The following is an 18,865-nucleotide window of genomic DNA, read 5'->3' on the forward strand; positions in this document are numbered from 1 at the left end:
AGACCGATTCTGCGGAGTGTCGCTGACAAGCAGGAACAAGTACTTTAGCCGGTTAAGAGGCAGCCTCCGCAGTGACCGATGAGATCCGGTGGGCCTACTGCGACTACTCCCACCAGCAGTTTTGGACGAGCGCCGTCGAGAGCTCTGATGCGAACTGGGTGGATATGGACACCATGGTCGTCTACGACACGCACAGCGGGGAAGTGGTACTCACCGCGGAGCACATCGGTGAACTGCACCTCGACCCGGCCGCCCCCTACGGATGGGGCATCCTCGGCTACTACTCCGCCTCCAGCGAGGATCAGGATCTCCAGGCCTACGACCTCAGCTCCGGCGAGCTGGTGTTCAGCCTGGAGGAAGAGCGGGTCTCTGAGCTCGGACTTCAGGTCGAGGCCCTCTTCGACGGACTGCTCTATGTGACCACCTCAGACGAGCAGATCGTGGTGGACCTCGAGACCGGTGAGGACATCGGCACCTGGGAGGTGCTGCCGGAGTCCCTCTGGGCCACCACCACCGGGGACTACGTCCACATGTCCGATGGTTCCCTGCACCTGGACTGGGAGTACGACCCCAGCAGTCCCCTCAGCCCCCATCACGGGTGAGGAACACAGAACAGATGGTGTGCGTGAGCAGCAGGGAGAGGGAAACCATGGACATCGCTGCAGCACCGGCGGGTGCTCGAATGAAGGCCTCGTTAGGTCTGCGCAGGAAGTTAGGCATGACGGCCTCTGCGGGGGTGGCCGGAGCACTTCTCCTGATCGGCTGCTCCAGTGAGGAGGAACCGACCCCGCTGAGCAGACACCTGCTGATGCAGCAGGCAGTTGAGGCTGAGCAGGGACCCTGCGAGGGAGAGCCTCTCGCGGAGGACTACAGCGGCGAAGACGTGGAACACCGATATGAGGAGTCCAGGGACACCTGCTATGTCGTGTCTGCCGAACGAGTCATCGAGGTCTCCGGGGGTACTGTCGCAATGAGGGAGCAGGAGCACTCAACTGAGCTCGTTCTGGAGCTCCAGGTCGAGGGAGCAGCCGTGGAGCAGCTGGCAGAGGTCACAGGGGTGCTTGCTGAACAGAGTGGCGCAGAAGGCATGCTGGTCACCAGTGCCGGTGATGACGTCATCCTTGCCGCTGAAGTCAATTCGCGGATCACGGACGGGACCTTATGGCTCCACGGCCTGGATGCCGAAGAGGTGTTCAAAAGGCTGAGCGAGTGAGAAAGCACCAGAGGCAGGGCAGCCGGCCTCAGATGTACTTGGAGTAGTCGATCTCCATGCCGTCCCCGGCGTCGTCGTCCTTCTTTCCGCTCCGGTGGGAGCGGCTGAGCTTCTTGGGCGGGGCAGCAACCTCGGCAGGGGCGGAAGCCCCCAGCTGACGTTGGGCGCGAGCCTCCTTGGTGAAGAAGAAAGCGACGACGACGCCGGCAATCGCACCCGAGAGGTGCCCAGTCCAGGAGACACCCGGGGTGATCGGCAGCATCCCGATCAGCATGGAGATCCCGTAGACGAAGGCCACAAAGACCCCGAAGAGCATCGCCAGGAACCGGCGGGCGAGGATCGCATAGGTCACGATGAACGCCGCGAAGCCGTAGATGACCGTGGAGGCGCCCACATGATTGACCACGCAGCCGGAGCCGGCCGGAGCGTGGCAGACCCACGGGGTCCCGATGATCCACAGGATCGCCCCGGAGAGCAGCCACAGGGCCACCATCACCTTGGTGAACTGGCGGGTCAGCATGGAGGTTATCCCGCCCAGCAGGATCCACGACATCGTATTGCCCAGCAGGTGGCCGAACCCGCCGTGCAGCAGCGGCATGAAGATGATCCCGATCAGACCGCTGAAGTCACGGGCGTTGAGCGCCAGCGTGCGGTTGAACCAGTTGCCCAGCAGCAGCGAGAGCACAAACATCACCCACATCGCCGCCAGCGGCAGGATCACCGGCACAAAGGTCCGTTTGAGCGCAGCGAGGAAATCCCCGCCGATTGAGCGTGCAGAATCCTGATGGGCCATAGTCCCCATAGTACGGAAGCCCACCGCGGCGTGTCCCCCTGAGTATGCCCTGATCCTGCCCCCATCCTGGGCAGGGCAGGCGAGCAGGCGGCGTCGTCATCTTCCGGGCAAGTGGTGCGAGCGCGTTCCCTATCAATAGGATGTCAACTATGACTGAGACTTCAGAGACGCAGTACCGTATTGAGCGAGACACTATGGGCGAGGTGAAGGTGCCCGCCGCCGCGCTCTACCGCGCGCAGACTCAGCGCGCCGTGGAGAATTTTCCGATCTCCGGGCGCACCCTGGAGCCGGCCCACATCGAGGCGCTGGCCCGGGTGAAGAAGGCCGCTGCCAAGGCCAACGCAGAACTCGGCGTGCTCGACGGCGAGCTGGCCGAGGCCATTGTGGCCGCTGCCGAGCAGGTGGAGACCGGTGAGCTCAATGAGCACTTCCCCATCGATGTGTTCCAGACCGGTTCCGGCACCAGCTCCAATATGAACACCAATGAGGTGCTGGCCACCCTGGCTAACCGCTATCTGAAGGACAAGGGATCGGACAAGGAAGTCCACCCCAATGACCACGTCAACGCCTCCCAGTCCTCCAATGACGTATTCCCCACCTCAGTGCACGTGGCCGCCACCGGTGCCCTGATCAACGACCTCAAGCCGGCCCTGGCCTACCTGGCTGAGGCCCTGGAGGAGAAGGCCGGGGAGTTCGCCGAGGTGGTCAAGTCCGGGCGCACCCACCTGATGGACGCCACCCCAGTCACCCTGGGCCAGGAGTTCTCCGGCTACGCCGCACAGGTCCGCTACGGCATCGAAAGGGTCGACGCCGCCCTGCCGCGGGTCGCCGAGGTCCCCCTGGGCGGTACGGCGGTGGGCACCGGTATCAACACCCCCCTGGGCTTCGCCGAGAAGGCTATCGCCAACCTCGCCGAGGACACCGGACTGCCGCTGACCGAGGCCCGCGACCACTTCGAGGCCCAGGCCAACCGCGACGGGCTGGTGGAGGCCTCGGGGCAGCTGCGCACCATCGCCTATTCGCTGATGAAGATCAATAATGACCTGCGCTGGATGGGCTCGGGCCCCAACACCGGCCTGGGCGAGATCGCCATTCCCGATCTGCAGCCCGGCTCCTCGATCATGCCCGGCAAGGTCAACCCGGTGATCTGCGAGTCCGCCATCCAGGTCTGCGCCCAGGTGATCGGCAACGACACCACTGTGGCGCTGAGCTCCACCAACGGTGCCTTCGAGCTCAACGTCGGCATCCCGGTGATGGCCCAGAACCTGCTGGAGTCCATCCGCCTGCTGAAGAACACCAGCTACGTGATGGCCGACAAGATGATCAAGGGCCTGACCGCCAATAAGGAGCGCGCAGCGTTCCTGGCCGGCGCTTCCCCGTCTGTGGTCACCCCGCTGAACAAGTACATCGGCTACGAGGCAGCCGCGGAGATCGCCAAGCACGCGGTGAAGAACAAGGTCACCGTGCGCGAGGCCGTCGTCGAGCTGGGCTACCTGGAGCGCGGCGAGCTCACCGAGGAGCAGCTGGACAGCGCATTGGACGTCATGTCCATGACCCACCCGGGCTGATCATCGGCGGCACATGGGTCGCGTGGGAGCCAGTGTCCTTAGGGCGGTCCTCGGGGAGCCCGAACATAGGGCTGATTTCCAGACGCCGAGACTGTAGGCGAGGTCATCGAGGCGACGGGCTGCGGCAAACTTTGCGAGACTCATCTCCGGCTTCAGGCGGACGTACTCCCATGCGGTGTCAATCGCTGTGCTGAGCAGCAGCAGTCTGCGCGCACGTTTCGAGAAAAGAGACCCAACGACGACGCCAGGAATCCAGTGCCGCACGGTCAGGGCGACCCCCTGTCCGGCTGCGGTGAGTAGCCCGAAGCTGATGAGCCGGCTGGCCAAGAGGAGGCGCTGCTGTCGGGCGAGGCTCAAGCTGCGCAGCTTCCACACCATGGATGTGTATGCCCAACCTGTCAGCACTGCTGCGGCGGTCAGACTCCAGCGGCGCTGCACGGCAACGCAGATGAGGACCGCACCGGCCCAGGGGGCGAGGACAGCGGGAGCCACCAGGTTGCCGTGGCGCTGCGCCAGGTCTGCTGCCCCGGTGCCGTAGATGAACTTCCTGGTGAACCACTCTTGAGCCGTTGATCGATGCTCGTGATACACCGTGGATGATGGCTCATAGCGCACCCTCCACTCCGTGGAGTGTAGCCTCCACACCAGATCTACATCCTCGGCTACTCGCATGCCGGGGCTGAATCCTATGCGTGCCGCCTGAGTTCGCATCAGAAGGCAGGTGGTCGAGATCCAGGAGAGTGGAGAGTGTGGTCGGACCAGTCCGGCGTCGGGCCCATGGTCCAGTGAGGAGCGAGCGCCCTCGTAGTCAGTGATCCATCCGCCACCGTAGCCCGGTAAGCTCAACACCCGCGGTGCCGCTGCGGCTAGCCGGGGGTCAGCAAAGTGCCGGAGGAGCAGGTCAATACCGTCCTTCTGCAGCACTACATCGGTGTCTACAAAGAGCACAAACTCGGTGCTGATCTCGGCCAGTCCTGCGTTCCGGGCTTCGCCAGGTCCCGAGTTCTGCTCCAACAGAATGTACCTGGCGCCATGGGCTTCAGCTTGCTGGACGATCCCTTTACTCTCTGAGCCGGAGGCATCGTCAACGACAATCACCGGGCTGTTCGGCAGGCAGAATTTCACGCTCGACAGGAGCCGCTTCAGTTGTAGTGACCGCTGGTAGGTCGGAACAACCACGGTGATCTGTGTGGTGTCCTGTCCAGGAAGCGTCTCAGGAACTGGGTCAGCAATGCCCGTCTCGGTAAGTTGCTCGGCGAGTCTCTTCGAAAGGTCGTCTGTGACGGTCAGACCCGCGTCGGCCAGCAACTTGTCTGCGCGGTGCGTCAGGGTAAGCACGCGTGAGGGTGAGCCGCCCATCAGTACGTTCTTGCTGAGAAAGCGGGCATGCTTGTTGAGCCGGACTTGAGCTCCTGGCGGGATCCAAGACTCTGCTGGGCCGGGGTCAGTCATTATATGCACCTTTAGTGTTCGGATCTAACTGGTGCAGTACGAACTGAATGATCTGTTCGAAAGTCCTGCGCCCCGCATCGGCACTGGCTCCCCGCGGGTCGCCCAGCACACCATTGCTGCTCACAGATTGCACTCCGCCTCGCCGCAGCTCCGGAAGCAGTTGGTGCAGCGGTTGGGTGTTTCCTTGGGCGGCTTTGCTCAAGTCGACTTGTTCCGGCTCCAGGTAGAGCATCAGGGAAGTCTCGATAAGACCTGCGTGACTATCACTGGGATCGGGGGCAGCTGAGGAACAGCTGGCCCACTGCACCTCACGCCCTTCGAAATGGAGCTTCTCCACTGCTTGGCGCAGCGGTACCAGGTTGCCGCCGTGACCGTTTACGAAGATCAAGCGTGACGCCCACTCCAGTACTGATCGGCCGTATTCGACCAGCAGCCTCGCCAGCGCAGCCTGGCCGATGGAGACTGTTCCCGAGAACTGCTGATGTTCTCCGCTGGATCCGTAGGGAAGGGCGGGGGAGACCAAGGCGTGGTGCTCCCCAGTGCGGATCCTCTGAGCCACGGATTTCGCCACAGCAGTCGCGATCACTGTGTCAGTATTCAGCGGCAGATGTGGGCCGTGCTGTTCTGTGGATCCCAGCGGCAGCAGCACTGTGACTGCTCGTCCGGTCAGCTCCGGCCACGCGCAGTACTCAAGAGCGGACAGCCTCCGGTGCGGGGTCTCTGTGCTGGGTGGCTCGGTCATCGAGTCCGTCCTCTCCGAGTCTGAGGAAGAATCCGTCTGGGGCCACGAGATCCTCGGCGCGCAACTCGTGGATAGAGCTTTTCCCTTGTCCCAGTACTGCAGAGTCCAGCCCGCCACGCAGGATATCGAGCACATTCTCGACTCCGGCCTGCCCATTGGCAGCCAGCCCCCAGAGGTAGGCTCGTCCGATCATCACGGCCTTTGCCCCGAGTGCCACAGCCTTGGCAACATCGGAGCCGCGTCGGATGCCGCCGTCCAAGAGCACCTCGATCTGCTTGCCCACAGCCTCGGCGATACCGGGCAGTACCCTAATGCTGGCGGGCGTGGTATCCAGATTGTTGCCGCCGTGGTTGGACACTGATATCGCGGTGACTCCGGCATCGACAGCGCGCCTGGCGTCATCCACGCGGACCACACCTTTGAGCATAAAGGGTCCATCCCACTGCTCACGCAGCCAGGCAACGTCTTCCCAGGTAGGGGGAGGGGTATTCATCCACTCGCCGTATGCTCCGAAGAACGTAGGAGTCTCCCCGCCAGGTTCATGCAGATTGGGAGCGGTCAGGTCGGGGACGCGGCCAGAACGGACAAAGTCCAGCAGCCAGCTGGGTCTCTTTAGCGCTTGGGGGGCGAACTTCGCGGCTGCCTTTACCGTCAGCTTCTCCGGAATCCAGGGGCTACCCCAGTCGCGGCCATTGGAGAATGACCAGTCCAGGGTCGCGATGATGCCTTTTGCCCCGGCTGCCTTGGCTCTCTCCAAACGTTGCAGGATCTGATCCCGGGTGCCGCACCAGTAGATCTGGAATAAAGTGTTGGGATTTGCCTCGACCACGGCTTCCACCGGTTTGGAGGCGAAAGAGCTCAGCCCCATGATGGTTCCACGGTTCGCAGCGGCTCGGGCTACCGCCAACTCACCTTCAGGGTGGACGGCCTGGACGCCAGTCGGGGAGATAAGTACTGGCATTGAGATCGGGATGCCCATCACCTCAGTCGCCAGATTTCGGTTTGGCTTGTGTCCGGCTACATGTGGTGAAAACCCAATCTCGCCGAAGGCTGCCTGATTCTGGGCAATGGTGATGCCCTTCTCTGATCCAGCGACCAGAGCACCGTAGACTGAGGGTGGCAGGCGCCGCTTGGCGCGCTGTTGGGCAACTGCCACCGTCTCGAACCATCCGCCAGCCATATTTACTGCCTTCCGTTGTGCTGTGCAGCCTGGCCCGGGCTAAAGCCGGCTAATGGGCTTTCATCGCAGGCTGAGACGGGAGGCGCGCTGGGCGAGGGCGGCCCGGACTGAATAGTGACGGGCACTTTGCGATTGGTCTTGGGACGGGGCCTTGGGGGAGAGGCACGGTGTGAGTGGTCGCCTGAGGGTTTAGGCCGTGCGGTCTCGTCACGTTCCTTGAGCAGTTCCTCGCCGAAACCGCGCACACACTCTGGGTCGGGACCGTTCAGCGGCAGCCCCGTGAAGAACTTTGCCGCCATGCAGCCGCCCTTGCAGGAGTCGAAGAAGTAGCAGGACGAGCAGGCGCCGCCGGATTGGGGCTCACGCAGGTCCTGAAACAACGCAGATTCCTTCCATACCCGTTCAAATCCGCCAGGCTCCCGGACGTTGCCCGCGAGGAATTCGTCATGGATGGCGAAGGGGCAGGCATAGACCTCACCGATGGGATCGATCAGGCACACCACGCGCCCCGCTCCACAGAGATTGAGTCCGGGCAGTGACTGTCCGTATGCGGAGAGGTGGAAGAACGAATCTCCGGTCAGCACCTCATCTCCATGCTTCACCAGCCATTGATAGAGCTGCTTCTGCTGATCTTGGGTGGGGTGGAGATCATCCCAGACGTCCACTGCGCGTCCAGAGGGCCGCAGCCGGGTCAGACGCAGCTGGGCGCCATAGCGGTCTGCAATGGCTCTAAACTCATCCAGCTGAGGGATGTTCCATCGGGTGCAGACCACTGAGAGTTTGAAGTTCTCCATTCCTGCCGCCTGCAGATTCTCCATAGCTCGGATCGCCATGTCATAGGAGCCCTTTGACCGGATGTAGTCATTGACCTCCGCAGTAGCGCCGTCCAGCGAGATCTGTACGTCCACGTAGTCATTGGCCGCGAGATCTTTAGCGACATCGGGGGTGATCTTCACTCCATTGGTGGAGAATTTCACGCCCACATTGTGGCTGGTGGCGTAATCGACCAACTCCCAGAAGTCGCTGCGGACAGTGGGCTCACCACCGCCGATATTCACATAGAAGACCTGCATTCTCTGCAGCTCGTCGATGATCGCCTTGCACTCTTCGGTGGATAGTTCGCGTGGGTCGCGGCGCCCCGAACTGGACAGACAATGCGTGCAGGTCAGATTGCAGGCATAGGTCAACTCCCAGGTCAGGCAGATGGGCGCATCGAGCCCGTACTCGAAATGGTCCACCAGGCGTGTTGGCTGCTGGTGTGGGCTCACTGCAGGTCGAGTCTCGGGTGGGGCCAGGGTTTCCGCCGTCATGAGGTTCCCTTTCACTGAGCTAGACTTGTGATGCTCCACACATTAGTGGCACTGAGTGCCATTGTCTAGGTATATATGGCGGTTCATGTCATGAAATCGCTGATCAGCTCGCCGATGAAGACTGAGGTATTGGCGGTTCCTCGACACGGAACTGAGGGCAGGAGTGAGAGGTCTGCGACTCTCAGGCACTGAACCTGATGCACCTGACCGCGCTGGTTGACCACTGACTCAGGATCGTCAACGGGCCCGATCCTGGCACCGCCACTGGTGTGAAAGCGGGTGCCGATGTGATCTGAAATCCAACGGTTCAGTAAGTCGTCATCGTCGAGAACCTCCTCATTGGGCATATCGCCGCTGAGCCGAGGGAGGCTGACAAAAACCTCCTGCATCGCAGAGTCGGTAAGGAGGTGGAGTATTTCACGGAGTCCTGCACGAAGGGCTGTCTGATCCCCAGCGGCGTCAAGATAGTTGTAGTCGATGAATGGCGACTCGAAGGGATCGGCCGTGCGCAGCCGTAGGCTTCCGCGGGAGGCTGGACTCATCAGGCCCAGCATCAGTAGATGCTCCTGAGTTCCGTGTTGGGGTGCCTCGCTGCCGAAGAGCTTGTGGTTCGGGGTCGAAGTGATAAGCAGTTCGAGTGCGTTCTTGGTACCGGTACGCTCCGCCGGGAAATGCAGTGCTGTACTGAATGCGGGGCCGGGCTGGTGGTTCCGAGTAATTGCGGGCAGCGCGTCCTGCGATACTTCCAGATTGAGTGTGATGTCCGGATGGTCGCTGAGCCCTCTGCCGACGCCAGGGGCGTCGATCGCTGGCCTGACTCCGACGGCGCGAAGGTCATCGGGATCTCCTGCACCTGAGAGCATCAGGAGCTGTGGGGTGCTCAGTGCGCCTGCCGCGAGTACGACTTCTCCGGCTGGGATGAACTGTGATGTTCCTTCGGCAGCGTTGGCGCAGTCCACGCCAACGGCCCTGCCCTGGTTGATCTTCACGCTCAGTACTCGCGTTTTGCCCAGGACCTTCAGGTTGGGCCGGTCAAGGATAGGGAGCAAGTACTGCATGGCGGCACTGCGACGTATGCCGTCGACCATGGTGGTAGGGATAGAGCCGAAACCGAATGACGCTGTCCCGTTGAGGTCGCTGCTACAGGGATGGCCCGCTGCCTCAGCTGCCGTGGCGAAGACTGAGTCGAGTCCGCCTGTGGGGTCCGTGGTCCACGGTCGTCGGATCAGCATGGGGCCGCTGCTGCCGTGTTGTGCATGGTGTGCGAAATCCAGGTCCGTCTCCAGCCGCCGAAGAAGCGGCAGCGCGTGGTCGTAGGACCATGCGCTGCCTCCAACAGATGCCCAATGGTCGAAGTCTTCTGGTCGGGGGCGAATGAAGTAGCCGCCATTGATGGCCGAGGAGCCGCCGAGAACCTTGCCTCGGACAACAGCGGCGCTGCGTGAGGCGGTGAGTCGGGCCGGGTAATGCCACGTGAGCGGACTGGAGGGGTGTGCAGCACGTAGTGAAGTGCCGTTGACGGCGTCGTTGTGGGTTTCCGGGGGGTTCCGGGGTACTGGACCTGCTTCGATGAGCAGGACTGAACGCTCTGGATTCTCGCTCAGTCTGGCGGCAACGACGCAACCTGATGTGCCCCCACCGACTATGACGGTGTCGTACCTCACGTCAAGAAAACATCCCGGGCCAGCTGGAAGCCTGAGTCGATGAGCTCAGGTAAGCTCTGGCCCGCTTGGTCCAGCCACTGATAGTGGGCGGAGACGCTGATTCCCAGGCAGATCTGACCGATGGTCTTGGGCTGCAGGTGATCCGTGGGCTTGTTGAGACGTCGGGCGGTGAACTCTGCAATCACTGTGCGCCAGGCTTCGTACCGAATGGTGGAGTGTGCAACCAGCGTTGGGTTGGTCAGGAGCAGTTCCATGCGATTTCGGTGCAGGGCGTGATCGTCGCCGGGGAAGCGGTTGAACTCGCTGACCGCGGTCCTCAGTGCGTCGAAGAGGGGTACCTCATGGTCGACGGTGTCGAGGTGGGACTCGAGTTGGTCTAGGAGTGCTTCAAAGTCGCCCCAGGGCAGATCGTTCTTGGAGGGGAAGTACCGGAAGAAGGTGCGGCGACCGATGCCGGCAGCTTCAGCGATGTCATCCACTGTCACCTGATCGAAGCCGCGCTCGATGAACAGCTCCAAGCCGATGCGGCTCAGAGTTGCCTTGCTGGTCAGCGGGGTGCGGCCCCGGGAGGAACTCCTGCTGCTATCGGCAATCGTCATGGCATCAACGTCAGTTCTCAAACTCTACTCTTCCATTCGGCACCGAGTGCCACTATTATGATGTGGATCACTGACGACCATCATGGTCGGTGATAGACAATATCGCCACTATTGGGCGGGTTGAGGTTGCCCCGCCGTTGAGGAGATGAGACAGATGTCAGAGTTCGATCCTAAACAGCAGGCAGAGGCTGATCGAGAGGATCAGGCTACCGTGGATGCCGGTGTTCAGGAGGATGCCTTGGTGGAGGAGGTCTCCATCGATGGCATGTGTGGAGTCTACTGATCGGCAGATATGTCCTTCGATCCAGATCAGCCCTATCGGCTCAGTGAGCAGGTCGCAGTGCGGCCGGAGCCTTTTGGTGCGCTGCTCTATCACTTTGGTACGCGAAAGTTGTCCTTCTTGAAGGACAAGACACTGCTGCGGATTGTCGAATCGTTGGGGTCCCAGCCCAGTGCGTGGGTTGCAGTGCTGGCCGCGGGGGTTGAGGAAGACTCCGTGGAGCAGTACCTGACTGCGATCCGGGTGCTCTGTGATTCGAAGATGGTCAGCCCTGCCGATGAGGTGATGGCGCAGACTTAGCCTAAGATTCTCGGAGAAAGACCCTCACCTGAGAGTGAAACGCTCTCGGGTAGAGGGTCATTTTATTTATCGAATGATCGACTGAAACATTTCGATAAAGTTTCAAAAATCTCTGGACAACGGCACTCAGTGCCACTAATGTGGCGAACATCACAATATCGCCTGCGCGACTGTTGCGCCAATATTCCCCTCGCATCGAAAGGACCTTGTCATGGGACGTGTAGAAGGAAAAGTGGCATTCATTACCGGGGCGGCCAGAGGGCAAGGACGCTCTCATGCCCTGCGGTTGGCAGAGGAGGGCGCTGACATCGTCGCGGTGGACATCTGTGAAGCCGTTCCTGGTACGCCCTACCCGGGCGCTACTGAAGATGACCTCGCGGAAACCGTCCGGCAGGTCGAGGCGCTGGATCGAAGGATCGTTGCTGAGAAGGCTGATGTCCGGAGTCTTTCAGACCTCAAGTCAGTGGTTGACAAAGGGGTCGCCGAGTTGGGGCGATTGGACGTGATTGTCGGGAATGCCGGCATCGACATTCCGGCCATTTGGCGTGATATCACTCCAGAGATTTTTCAGGACACCATCGACATCAACCTCACCGGAGTCTGGAACACCATCATGTCCGCGGTGGGGCATCTGGTCTCCGGTGGTGGGGGATCGATCATTCTGACAAGTTCGGCCGCCGGGATAAAACCGGTGCCATTCCATGTGCCCTACAACGCTGCGAAGTTCGGTGTCACGGCACTGGCCAAATCGTTCGCGATGGAGCTAGCAAAGGACAAGGTGCGCGTAAACAGCGTTCACCCTGGTGGTGTCGATACAGATATGGCTACTGGAGCAATGGAGCTCTTTGACGGGTTCAGCAAGGAGAATCCGGATCTAATGGGCATGTTCACGCAGTGGTTCCCTGGTTCGATGCCGCCGCGAGAGATCTCGAATGCCGTTCTCTACCTTGCTTCCGATGAATCGACCTGGGTCACTGGCCACACCCTGGCGGTAGACGGCGGCATGACGAGTTACTGATTTCCGAAGCCTTCATCAAATTCAAAGATCAAGGAGGTCCCAATGGGACGAGTGGAAGGAAAGGTGGCGCTGATTTCCGGCGCCGCACGTGGGCAAGGACGCTCACACGCGATCCGTTTAGCTGAAGAGGGTGCAGACATCATTGCATTCGACGTCTGCGAGGCGGTGCCCAGTAACTCCGCACCGCCCGCGACTGAAGAGGACCTTGCGGAGACTGTGCGTCAAGTAGAGGCGCTTGACCGCAGAATCGTCTCGGGTGTGGCTGATGTTCGGAACTATGAGCAGGTCAAGTCTGTAGTCGACCAAGGGGTCTCAGAACTTGGACGACTAGACATAGTCTCCGCCAATGCTGGGATTGCGGGAAGCCCTAACGTGGCCGAGGACATTCCAGACGATGAGTTCGTCATCATGCAGGAGGTAAATCTGAATGGTGTATGGCGTACATGTAAAGCAGCCATTCCACACATCAAGGAGTCTGGAGGCGGCGGCTCAATAGTAATCACCAGCTCTGAGGCTGGAATTCGAGGCTACTACAACATGTCCCACTACGTGGCAGCTAAGCACGCAGTAGTAGGGCTGATGCGCACGCTGGCTCTAGAACTGGCACCAGACATGATTCGAGTCAACAGCATTCATCCTACCCAAGTTGACACTGACATGATCCAGCACCAGAGGATCTACAACCTCTTCACCGGTAAAGAGAACGCCACCAAAGAGGAGTTCGCTGAGGCTTCCCAGTCCGTGATTGCGCTCCCCATCCCTTGGGTGGAAGCAGTGGATATTTCTAATGCGTTGCTGTTCCTGTCATCTGAGGAAGGTCGCTACATTACGGGCGTGACGCTCCCGGTCGATGGTGGGAACTTCCTCAAGTAAGGCTCCGTACGAACTCCTCGAAAGGAAAAGCAAGATGGCACGTTTGGAAGGAAAAGTCGCGCTGATATCTGGCGCTGCTCGTGGGCAAGGGCGCTCGCATGCGGTACGCCTGGCAGAAGAAGGTGCAGACATCATCGCCTTTGATATTTGTGAAGGCGTCTCAACGGATTCCGCGCCTGGAGCCACAGAGGCAGACCTGCAGGAGACCATTCGCCAGGTCGAGGGCCTCGACCGGAGAATCGTCGCCGAAAAAGCCGACGTAAGAGACCTCGACCAAATCAAAAGAGTCGTTGACATGGGTGTTGCGGAACTGGGCGGCAGGCTTGACATTGTCGCTGGCAACGCCGGCATCCTGGGCACTCCGAACCGTGCCCATGAGATTCCCGACGAAGATTTTGTCGACATGCAGGAGATAAATCTGACCGGAGTGTGGCGCACATGCAAAGCTGCCATCCCCCATATGAAAGCTGCCGGCAATGGTGGATCTATAGTTCTGACTAGCTCTGGGGCAGGCCTGCAAGCCAACGAGAATATCGCCCATTACGTTGCAGCCAAGCACGGAGTTGTCGGGCTCATGCGAACCCTGGCACTTGAGCTGGCACCTGAGAAGATCAGAGTCAACAGCCTTCACCCGACGATGGTTGACACTCCGATGATCATGCATGACTCCATGTATCAACTTTTCAGACCAGACCTCGATAACCCCACGCGGGAGAATCTCGGAGAAGTCGGACTACAGATGAACGCCTTGCCGATCCCGTGGGTGGAGGCCATAGATATCTCCAACGCGCTCGTGTGGTTGTCCTCTGATGAAGGCCGTTACGTCACGGGCGTCACACTCCCCGTGGACGCTGGTGTGACTATCAAATGACAGCTGACGTGAGCAATGGTGTGTTGAGGAGTGTGGGGGAGCATCGGCAGCGGATCGCGCAGAAGGTGGTGGGCCGTGAGCGTGAACTTGAGCTGACGCTCGCTGCCGTTGCCGCTGGGCGGGACATGCTGCTGGAGGGACCGCCGGGCACCAGTAAAACCACCCTCTTAACAGCTATCACCCAGGAGTGGGGGATCCCGCTGCTCTTTGTGGAGGGTAACGCCGACCTCACGCCTGCCAAGCTCGTCGGCCACCACAACCCTTCCCGCGTGCTCAAAGAGGACTACAGTGAGGACAACTTTGTGGCAGGCCCACTGGTCGATGCAATGCAGCAGGGCGGATTCCTATACATTGAGGAGTTCAACCGAGCACCCGAAGACACATTGAATACGTTGCTGACAGCAATGGCTGACCGGGCGATCTCGGTGCCTCGTGTCGGAAAGATCAACGCCTTACCCACGTTCAGGGTTATCGCCTCGATGAACCCCTACGACAACGTGGGAACCACCCGTCTCTCCAACAGTGTCCACGACCGGCTCAACCGTCTGGCCGTCGATTACCAAGACGCGGACGCCGAAGAGCGGATCGTCGCACTGCGCACCAACGCCTCTGGTCAACTCGGGGAACAGCTGATCAGCGATTCAGTCGCAGTGACGCGTGCGACCCGAAGGCACCCTGAAGTGTACCAGGGCTCCAGTGTGCGAGGCGCCATTGACCTCACGCTGGTCGCCCGCCAGCTGGCCGAGCTCCGTGATGTGTCTTCCCCGGAGGGTGATGCATACAGCGGTCTGGTGTTCGACGCCATGATCGTCGCACTCTCCGGGCGAATCCACGTGGACGAGGCATCAGAACTGGTCCCGGAACACGTACTGCGCGAAATCTGGGAAGACCGATTCATTCTAGAGCCCCGAGCTGCGGCACCCGGTTGAAAAGAGATCGAGGCCGACTCGCCTCTGCAGCGGGAATCACGAAAGACCCGCAAAGCTCGCCCCCTGCACCGGAAGCCCAAACAACTGGACGCCCCGCCCACCCTATTCGAAGTGTCAGGCGGCGCCGGTGGCCTCATCCTGCAAGCATCCTCAGCAGGACGTACAGCAGGTGGCAAACCGAACAAGCCAGGTTCCAACGGCACGGGATTCACCAACGAACAGGGTGAACTGGTAGATCTCGTAGGAGAGACATCTGAGCTTGACCCCATAGTGCGAGCACGAGCTCAGCAGATCGCGGCCCGACTCTCCGTGCCCCGTCCGCGGCTTGAAGCGACCGCGGTCCGAGGTGCTGGGGAGCTCGGCAGCCTTCCGTACCGCGGTGGCAGCGACGATATCGACCTCGACCGAACACTCGAGATGCTCACCGAACGGCCTGTTCCGGAAGACGAGGACATCATCGTCCGGGACCGAACGCGGACTACCCGTTCCGTGGTGTTGTTGGTCGATGTCTCCGGTTCGATGCGTGGAGAGCGCGTCCGCACCGCCGCAGCCGCAGTCGGTGCGTTGGCCGGAGAACTCGCTCGCGACAACCTCGGCGTCATCGCCTTCTGGTCCGATGCCGCCGTGCTGTTGGAGCCTGGCCAGTCAGTCCGTTCGGCTGAACTCCTCGACAATCTGTTGCGACTGCCAGCCAAAGGGCTGACCAATGTTGCTTTCCCCTTGCAACTGGCAGCCAAGCAGCTCAGCCAGGTTCCAGTCCGCGACACCAGGGTCATCCTGCTTTCGGACTGTGTGCACAACGCGGGCCCGGACCCACGACCGCTCGCGGCCCAGCTGCCAAGGCTCGACGTCTTGCTGGATTCATCCGGCGAGAAGGACATCGAACTTGGCCGTGAACTTGCCGCGAAAGGCCTGGGAATCTTCCGCACCATCCATACCTACCGCGACGTCGCCCCAGCCATCAGCGCAGTCTTCGCCGCCCGCTAATCCAGCAGCCACTCAGCGAAGCAGCTGTGACATCCGACGCGGGATGACCTCACGCAGCACGATCATCGTTGAGGTCCGGGTGACTCCGCGGCACATCATCAGCCGCTGAGTCACCCGGTAGATGTCTTCGGCGTCTGCGGCCACCACCTCGATGTGCAGATCGTGGTTGCCGGAGACGCCCAGGCACTCCACCACCTCCTCGATCTCGGAGACATCTTTCACCAACTCCTCGAACTGAGCCTGCTCTACCTGGGCGGTGATGATCGCCCGCAGCGGTCTGCCCACCGCCCCCGGCGGCACCTTGATGGTCTCCGCCGCCAGCCCGTCCGGTCCGTAGAGCTTCCGCAGCCTGGCATGTACTGTGCCGCGTGCCAGGCCCAGCGACTGGGCCAGAAAAGCAATCGTGGCCCGCGGGTCATCATCCAGGGCACGCAGGATCTGCTTATCCGTAGCGTCTAGAAGTGTGCCCTGCGTCACTTTAGTAGTCATAGTGCTCACTCTAATGCACTGCCCTGGGGCCTCCTTCACCATTCTGTTCAATTCGGCTGCACACTATTGCCTGAATCGGCATGTGACGGTGATCATAATGCGTGTTAGGTAATGGCTGCCCTCTGGCAGTCAGCGGCCGATCAACGGAGATTCCATGACACAGACGGTCAGCACAGAGACCGAGATGGTGCAGGCGCTGGACGCCGAGGGCAATCGCACCCCCTGCCCGGAGTACGAGGACGCCCTGAGCACCCTCAGTGCCGATGATATGAGGCGCATGTACGAGGACATGGTGCTACTGCGCCGCTTCGACACCCAGGCCACCGCCCTGCAGCGCCAGGGTGAGCTGGGACTTTGGCCGCCCAGCCTGGGGCAGGAGGCCGCACAGATCGGACTCGGCCAGGCCCTGCGGCCGCAGGACTTCGTCTTTGCCTCCTACCGTGAGCACGGAGTGGCCTTTGCCCGGGGGCTGCAGCCGGCAGACCTGCTCGGGGTCTTCCGCGGCACCAGTCACGGCGGATGGGACCCGCAGAAGCACCGTTTCCACACCTACGCCATCGTGATCGGCACCCAGACCCTGCACGCCACCGGCTACGCCATGGGCATGAACCTGCAGGGAAGAGTCGGCAACCAGAACCCTGAGCGCGATGTCGCCACTGTCACCTGCTTCGGCGACGGCGCCACCTCCCAGGGCGATGTCTCCGAAGCGCTGACCTTCGCCGGAGCCTATAACGCACCGGTGCTCTTCTACTGCCAGAACAACCAGTGGGCGATCTCCGAGCCGGTGCACACCCAGACCTCCGCCGATCTCTACCGGCGCGGCGAAGGCTTCGGGGTGCCCGGCGTGCGGGTTGACGGCAACGATGTGCTGGCCTGCTGGGCGGTGGCGCAGCAGGCCCTGGACCGGGTGCGCAGCGCAGCCGGCCCCTTCTTCATCGAGGCCTACACCTACCGGCGCGGGCCGCACACCACCGCAGACGACCCCACCAAATACCGCTCCGGGGCCGAGGTGGAGGCCTGGGAGCGCCGCGACCCCATCCTGCGCATGCAGCGCTACCTCCACCGGGAGGGCATCATCGACGAGGCGTACGAGACTGAGCTCGAAGAGCGCGGTGAGCAGTTCGCCGCCGAGGTGCGTGAGGCCTGCAAAGCGATGCCCGACCCCGCCCCGGAGGAGATGTTCTCCCACGCCTACCGCGAGCCCCACCCCCTGGTGGAGGAGGAGAAGGAGAGCTACTTGGCTTATCTTGCCGCCCTGGACGAGGAGGCGGACCGATGAGCGCTGAAGCAACCACTATGACTATGGCCGCAGCACTGAACGCCAGTCTGCGGGCCAGTATGGAGCGCGACTCCCAGGTGCTGCTGATGGGTGAGGACATCGGCAAGCTCGGCGGAGTCTTCCGGATCACCGAAGGCCTGCAGAAGGACTTCGGCGAGCACCGGGTCATCGACACACCCTTGGCAGAGTCCGGCATCGTGGGCACCGCCATCGGCCTGGCGGTCAGCGGCTACCGCCCGGTGGTGGAGATCCAGTTCGATGCGTTCGTCTACCCCGCATACGACCAGATCGTCACCCAGCTGGCAAAACTCCACTCCCGCACCGGCGGAACGCAGCCGCTTCCGGTGACCATCCGCATCCCCTACGGCGGAGGGATCGGCTCACCCGAACACCACTCGGAGAGCCCGGAGGCGGTCTTTGGCCACCATGCTGGGCTGCGCCTGATGACAGCCTCAGACCCGCACAGCGCCTACTGGGTGATGCAGGAAGCAATCAGATCCGATGACCCGGTGATCGTCTTCGAGCCCAAACGCCGCTACTGGATGCGCGGGGAGGTGGACACTGAGGCCGCTGAACCCCTGGGCGCAGCGCGGATCCTCGCCGAGGGAACCGACGTCACCCTGGTCACCTACGGTCCGCTGACCCCGGTGGCCCAGACAGTGGTCACCCAGGCGGCAGAGCTGGGCATCTCGGTGGAGCTGGTGGACCTGCTATCACTGAACCCCCTCGGCCTGGATCTGCTGGAGGAATCCGTGAAACGTACCGGCCGGCTGGTGATCGGCCACGAGGCCCCGACCTTCCTCGGGATGGGGGCTGAACTCTCTGCCCGCATGGTGGAACGGGCCTTCTACCACCTCGAGGCACCCATCGCCCGGGTGGGCGGCTTCCACCTGCCCTACCCGCCCTCGCGCATGGAGGAGCACTACCTGCCGGATCTGGACCGGCTGCTGGACGCAGTGGAGGACGTGATGACACATTGAGCACCGCAGCACAGGCCACCGAGTTCCGGCTCCCCGATGTGGGTGAGGGACTCACCGAGGCCGATATCGCCGAATGGAAGGTCGCCCCGGGCGAAACCGTCACCGTCAACCAGGTGCTGGTGGAGATCGAGACCGCCAAATCCCTGGTCGAGCTGCCCAGCCCGCAGGCCGGGGTCATTGAGGCGCTGCTGGCCGAACCCGGGGAGACAGTCCAGGTGGGCACCCCCATCGTTCGGTTCGCCGGGGAGGCAGGGCACGACGCCGCCCCACCTGCTGGTCAGGACAGCACCAGCACCGAGCCCCGGGACCAGGCACAGCCGGAGGAGAAGACCGGCAAC

The 18,865-nt window shown here is 61.6% G+C and carries 21 protein-coding genes; 13 read left to right on the forward strand and 8 right to left on the reverse strand.

The window, feature by feature from the left end; all coding sequences use genetic code 11:
• The first annotated feature begins 71 nt into the window (after positions 1-71).
• Both GNZ21_RS02175 and GNZ21_RS02180 read left to right on the forward strand, forming a co-directional pair.
• On the forward strand, positions 72-602 hold the full coding sequence (locus GNZ21_RS02175) for a hypothetical protein (RefSeq protein ID WP_157320946.1): 531 nt from the start codon (positions 72-74) through the stop codon (positions 600-602).
• Positions 603-718: 116 nt separating this feature from the next.
• A complete protein-coding gene (locus GNZ21_RS02180; RefSeq protein ID WP_157320948.1) occupies positions 719-1,213 on the forward strand; it encodes a hypothetical protein in 495 nt (164 codons plus the stop codon).
• A gap of 28 nt (positions 1,214-1,241) precedes the next feature.
• Here GNZ21_RS02180 and GNZ21_RS02185 read toward each other — a convergent pair whose 3' ends face one another.
• The gene (locus tag GNZ21_RS02185; RefSeq protein ID WP_157320950.1) at positions 1,242-2,006 is read right to left on the reverse strand and encodes a rhomboid family intramembrane serine protease; all 765 of its coding nucleotides are present in this window, start codon (positions 2,004-2,006) and stop codon (positions 1,242-1,244) included.
• Between the two features lie 149 nt (positions 2,007-2,155).
• On the opposite strand from GNZ21_RS02185, the gene GNZ21_RS02190 reads away from it, so the two are divergent.
• Positions 2,156-3,574, forward strand: a complete 1,419-nt coding sequence (locus GNZ21_RS02190; protein ID WP_157320952.1) for a class II fumarate hydratase — start codon at positions 2,156-2,158, stop codon at positions 3,572-3,574.
• On the opposite strand, the gene mftF is transcribed toward GNZ21_RS02190, so the two are convergent.
• From mftF to mftR, 6 genes are all read right to left on the reverse strand, one after another.
• Complete coding sequence (gene mftF / locus GNZ21_RS02195; protein ID WP_157320954.1) at positions 3,575-5,026, reverse strand: mycofactocin biosynthesis glycosyltransferase MftF; 1,452 nt, start codon at positions 5,024-5,026, stop codon at positions 3,575-3,577.
• Positions 5,019-5,768 (reverse strand): mycofactocin biosynthesis peptidyl-dipeptidase MftE, encoded by a 750-nt coding sequence (gene mftE, locus GNZ21_RS02200; protein ID WP_157320956.1) that lies wholly within the window; start codon positions 5,766-5,768, stop codon positions 5,019-5,021. The genes mftF and mftE overlap by 8 nt, the downstream gene beginning before the upstream one ends.
• The gene (gene mftD / locus GNZ21_RS02205) at positions 5,716-6,948 is read right to left on the reverse strand and encodes a pre-mycofactocin synthase MftD (RefSeq protein WP_157320958.1); all 1,233 of its coding nucleotides are present in this window, start codon (positions 6,946-6,948) and stop codon (positions 5,716-5,718) included. Before mftD ends, mftE begins: the two co-directional genes overlap by 53 nt.
• 2 nt (positions 6,949-6,950) lie before the next feature.
• On the reverse strand, positions 6,951-8,216 hold the full coding sequence (gene mftC / locus GNZ21_RS02210) for a mycofactocin radical SAM maturase (protein ID WP_331250803.1): 1,266 nt from the start codon (positions 8,214-8,216) through the stop codon (positions 6,951-6,953).
• A 125-nt stretch (positions 8,217-8,341) separates the two neighbouring features.
• Complete coding sequence (mftG, locus tag GNZ21_RS02215) at positions 8,342-9,922, reverse strand: mycofactocin dehydrogenase MftG (RefSeq protein WP_157320963.1); 1,581 nt, start codon at positions 9,920-9,922, stop codon at positions 8,342-8,344.
• Positions 9,919-10,521, reverse strand: coding sequence for a mycofactocin system transcriptional regulator (gene mftR / locus GNZ21_RS02220; RefSeq protein WP_157320965.1), 603 nt, complete (start codon positions 10,519-10,521; stop codon positions 9,919-9,921). The genes mftG and mftR overlap by 4 nt, the downstream gene beginning before the upstream one ends.
• Before the next feature lie 154 nt (positions 10,522-10,675).
• On the opposite strand from mftR, the gene mftA reads away from it, so the two are divergent.
• From mftA to GNZ21_RS15640, 7 genes are all read left to right on the forward strand, one after another.
• Positions 10,676-10,804: a mycofactocin precursor MftA gene (gene mftA, locus GNZ21_RS02225; RefSeq protein ID WP_150462735.1), complete on the forward strand. Its 129-nt coding sequence runs from the start codon at positions 10,676-10,678 to the stop codon at positions 10,802-10,804.
• Positions 10,805-10,813: 9 nt separating this feature from the next.
• The gene (gene mftB / locus GNZ21_RS02230; protein ID WP_157320967.1) at positions 10,814-11,101 is read left to right on the forward strand and encodes a mycofactocin biosynthesis chaperone MftB; all 288 of its coding nucleotides are present in this window, start codon (positions 10,814-10,816) and stop codon (positions 11,099-11,101) included.
• Positions 11,102-11,312: 211 nt separating this feature from the next.
• Positions 11,313-12,119, forward strand: a complete 807-nt coding sequence (locus tag GNZ21_RS02235; RefSeq protein ID WP_157320969.1) for a mycofactocin-coupled SDR family oxidoreductase — start codon at positions 11,313-11,315, stop codon at positions 12,117-12,119.
• A gap of 42 nt (positions 12,120-12,161) precedes the next feature.
• Positions 12,162-12,992, forward strand: a complete 831-nt coding sequence (locus tag GNZ21_RS02240) for a mycofactocin-coupled SDR family oxidoreductase (RefSeq protein ID WP_157320970.1) — start codon at positions 12,162-12,164, stop codon at positions 12,990-12,992.
• Between the two features lie 34 nt (positions 12,993-13,026).
• The gene (locus GNZ21_RS02245; protein ID WP_157320972.1) at positions 13,027-13,863 is read left to right on the forward strand and encodes a mycofactocin-coupled SDR family oxidoreductase; all 837 of its coding nucleotides are present in this window, start codon (positions 13,027-13,029) and stop codon (positions 13,861-13,863) included.
• Positions 13,864-13,895: 32 nt separating this feature from the next.
• Positions 13,896-14,792: an AAA family ATPase gene (locus GNZ21_RS02250; protein WP_198345947.1), complete on the forward strand. Its 897-nt coding sequence runs from the start codon at positions 13,896-13,898 to the stop codon at positions 14,790-14,792.
• Positions 14,793-15,101: 309 nt separating this feature from the next.
• Positions 15,102-15,779 (forward strand): vWA domain-containing protein, encoded by a 678-nt coding sequence (locus GNZ21_RS15640; protein ID WP_331250805.1) that lies wholly within the window; start codon positions 15,102-15,104, stop codon positions 15,777-15,779.
• A gap of 12 nt (positions 15,780-15,791) precedes the next feature.
• Here the strand turns inward: GNZ21_RS15640 and GNZ21_RS02260 are convergent, their stop codons facing one another.
• Positions 15,792-16,268: an Lrp/AsnC family transcriptional regulator gene (locus GNZ21_RS02260; RefSeq protein ID WP_157320976.1), complete on the reverse strand. Its 477-nt coding sequence runs from the start codon at positions 16,266-16,268 to the stop codon at positions 15,792-15,794.
• A 154-nt stretch (positions 16,269-16,422) separates the two neighbouring features.
• Between GNZ21_RS02260 and pdhA the strand changes: the two genes are divergently transcribed.
• The 3 genes from pdhA to GNZ21_RS02275 all read left to right on the forward strand — a co-directional run.
• Positions 16,423-17,547 (forward strand): pyruvate dehydrogenase (acetyl-transferring) E1 component subunit alpha, encoded by a 1,125-nt coding sequence (pdhA, locus tag GNZ21_RS02265; RefSeq protein WP_229659557.1) that lies wholly within the window; start codon positions 16,423-16,425, stop codon positions 17,545-17,547.
• Positions 17,544-18,527, forward strand: a complete 984-nt coding sequence (locus GNZ21_RS02270; RefSeq protein WP_198345949.1) for an alpha-ketoacid dehydrogenase subunit beta — start codon at positions 17,544-17,546, stop codon at positions 18,525-18,527. Before pdhA ends, GNZ21_RS02270 begins: the two co-directional genes overlap by 4 nt.
• Positions 18,524-18,865, forward strand: a 342-nt coding sequence (locus GNZ21_RS02275) for a biotin/lipoyl-containing protein (RefSeq protein ID WP_331250804.1), incomplete at its 3' end; no start/stop codon positions are given. The genes GNZ21_RS02270 and GNZ21_RS02275, both read left to right, overlap by 4 nt.

This window comes from Nesterenkonia alkaliphila, assembly GCF_009758175.1.
GTDB classification, from domain to species: Bacteria; Actinomycetota; Actinomycetes; order Actinomycetales; family Micrococcaceae; genus Nesterenkonia; species Nesterenkonia alkaliphila.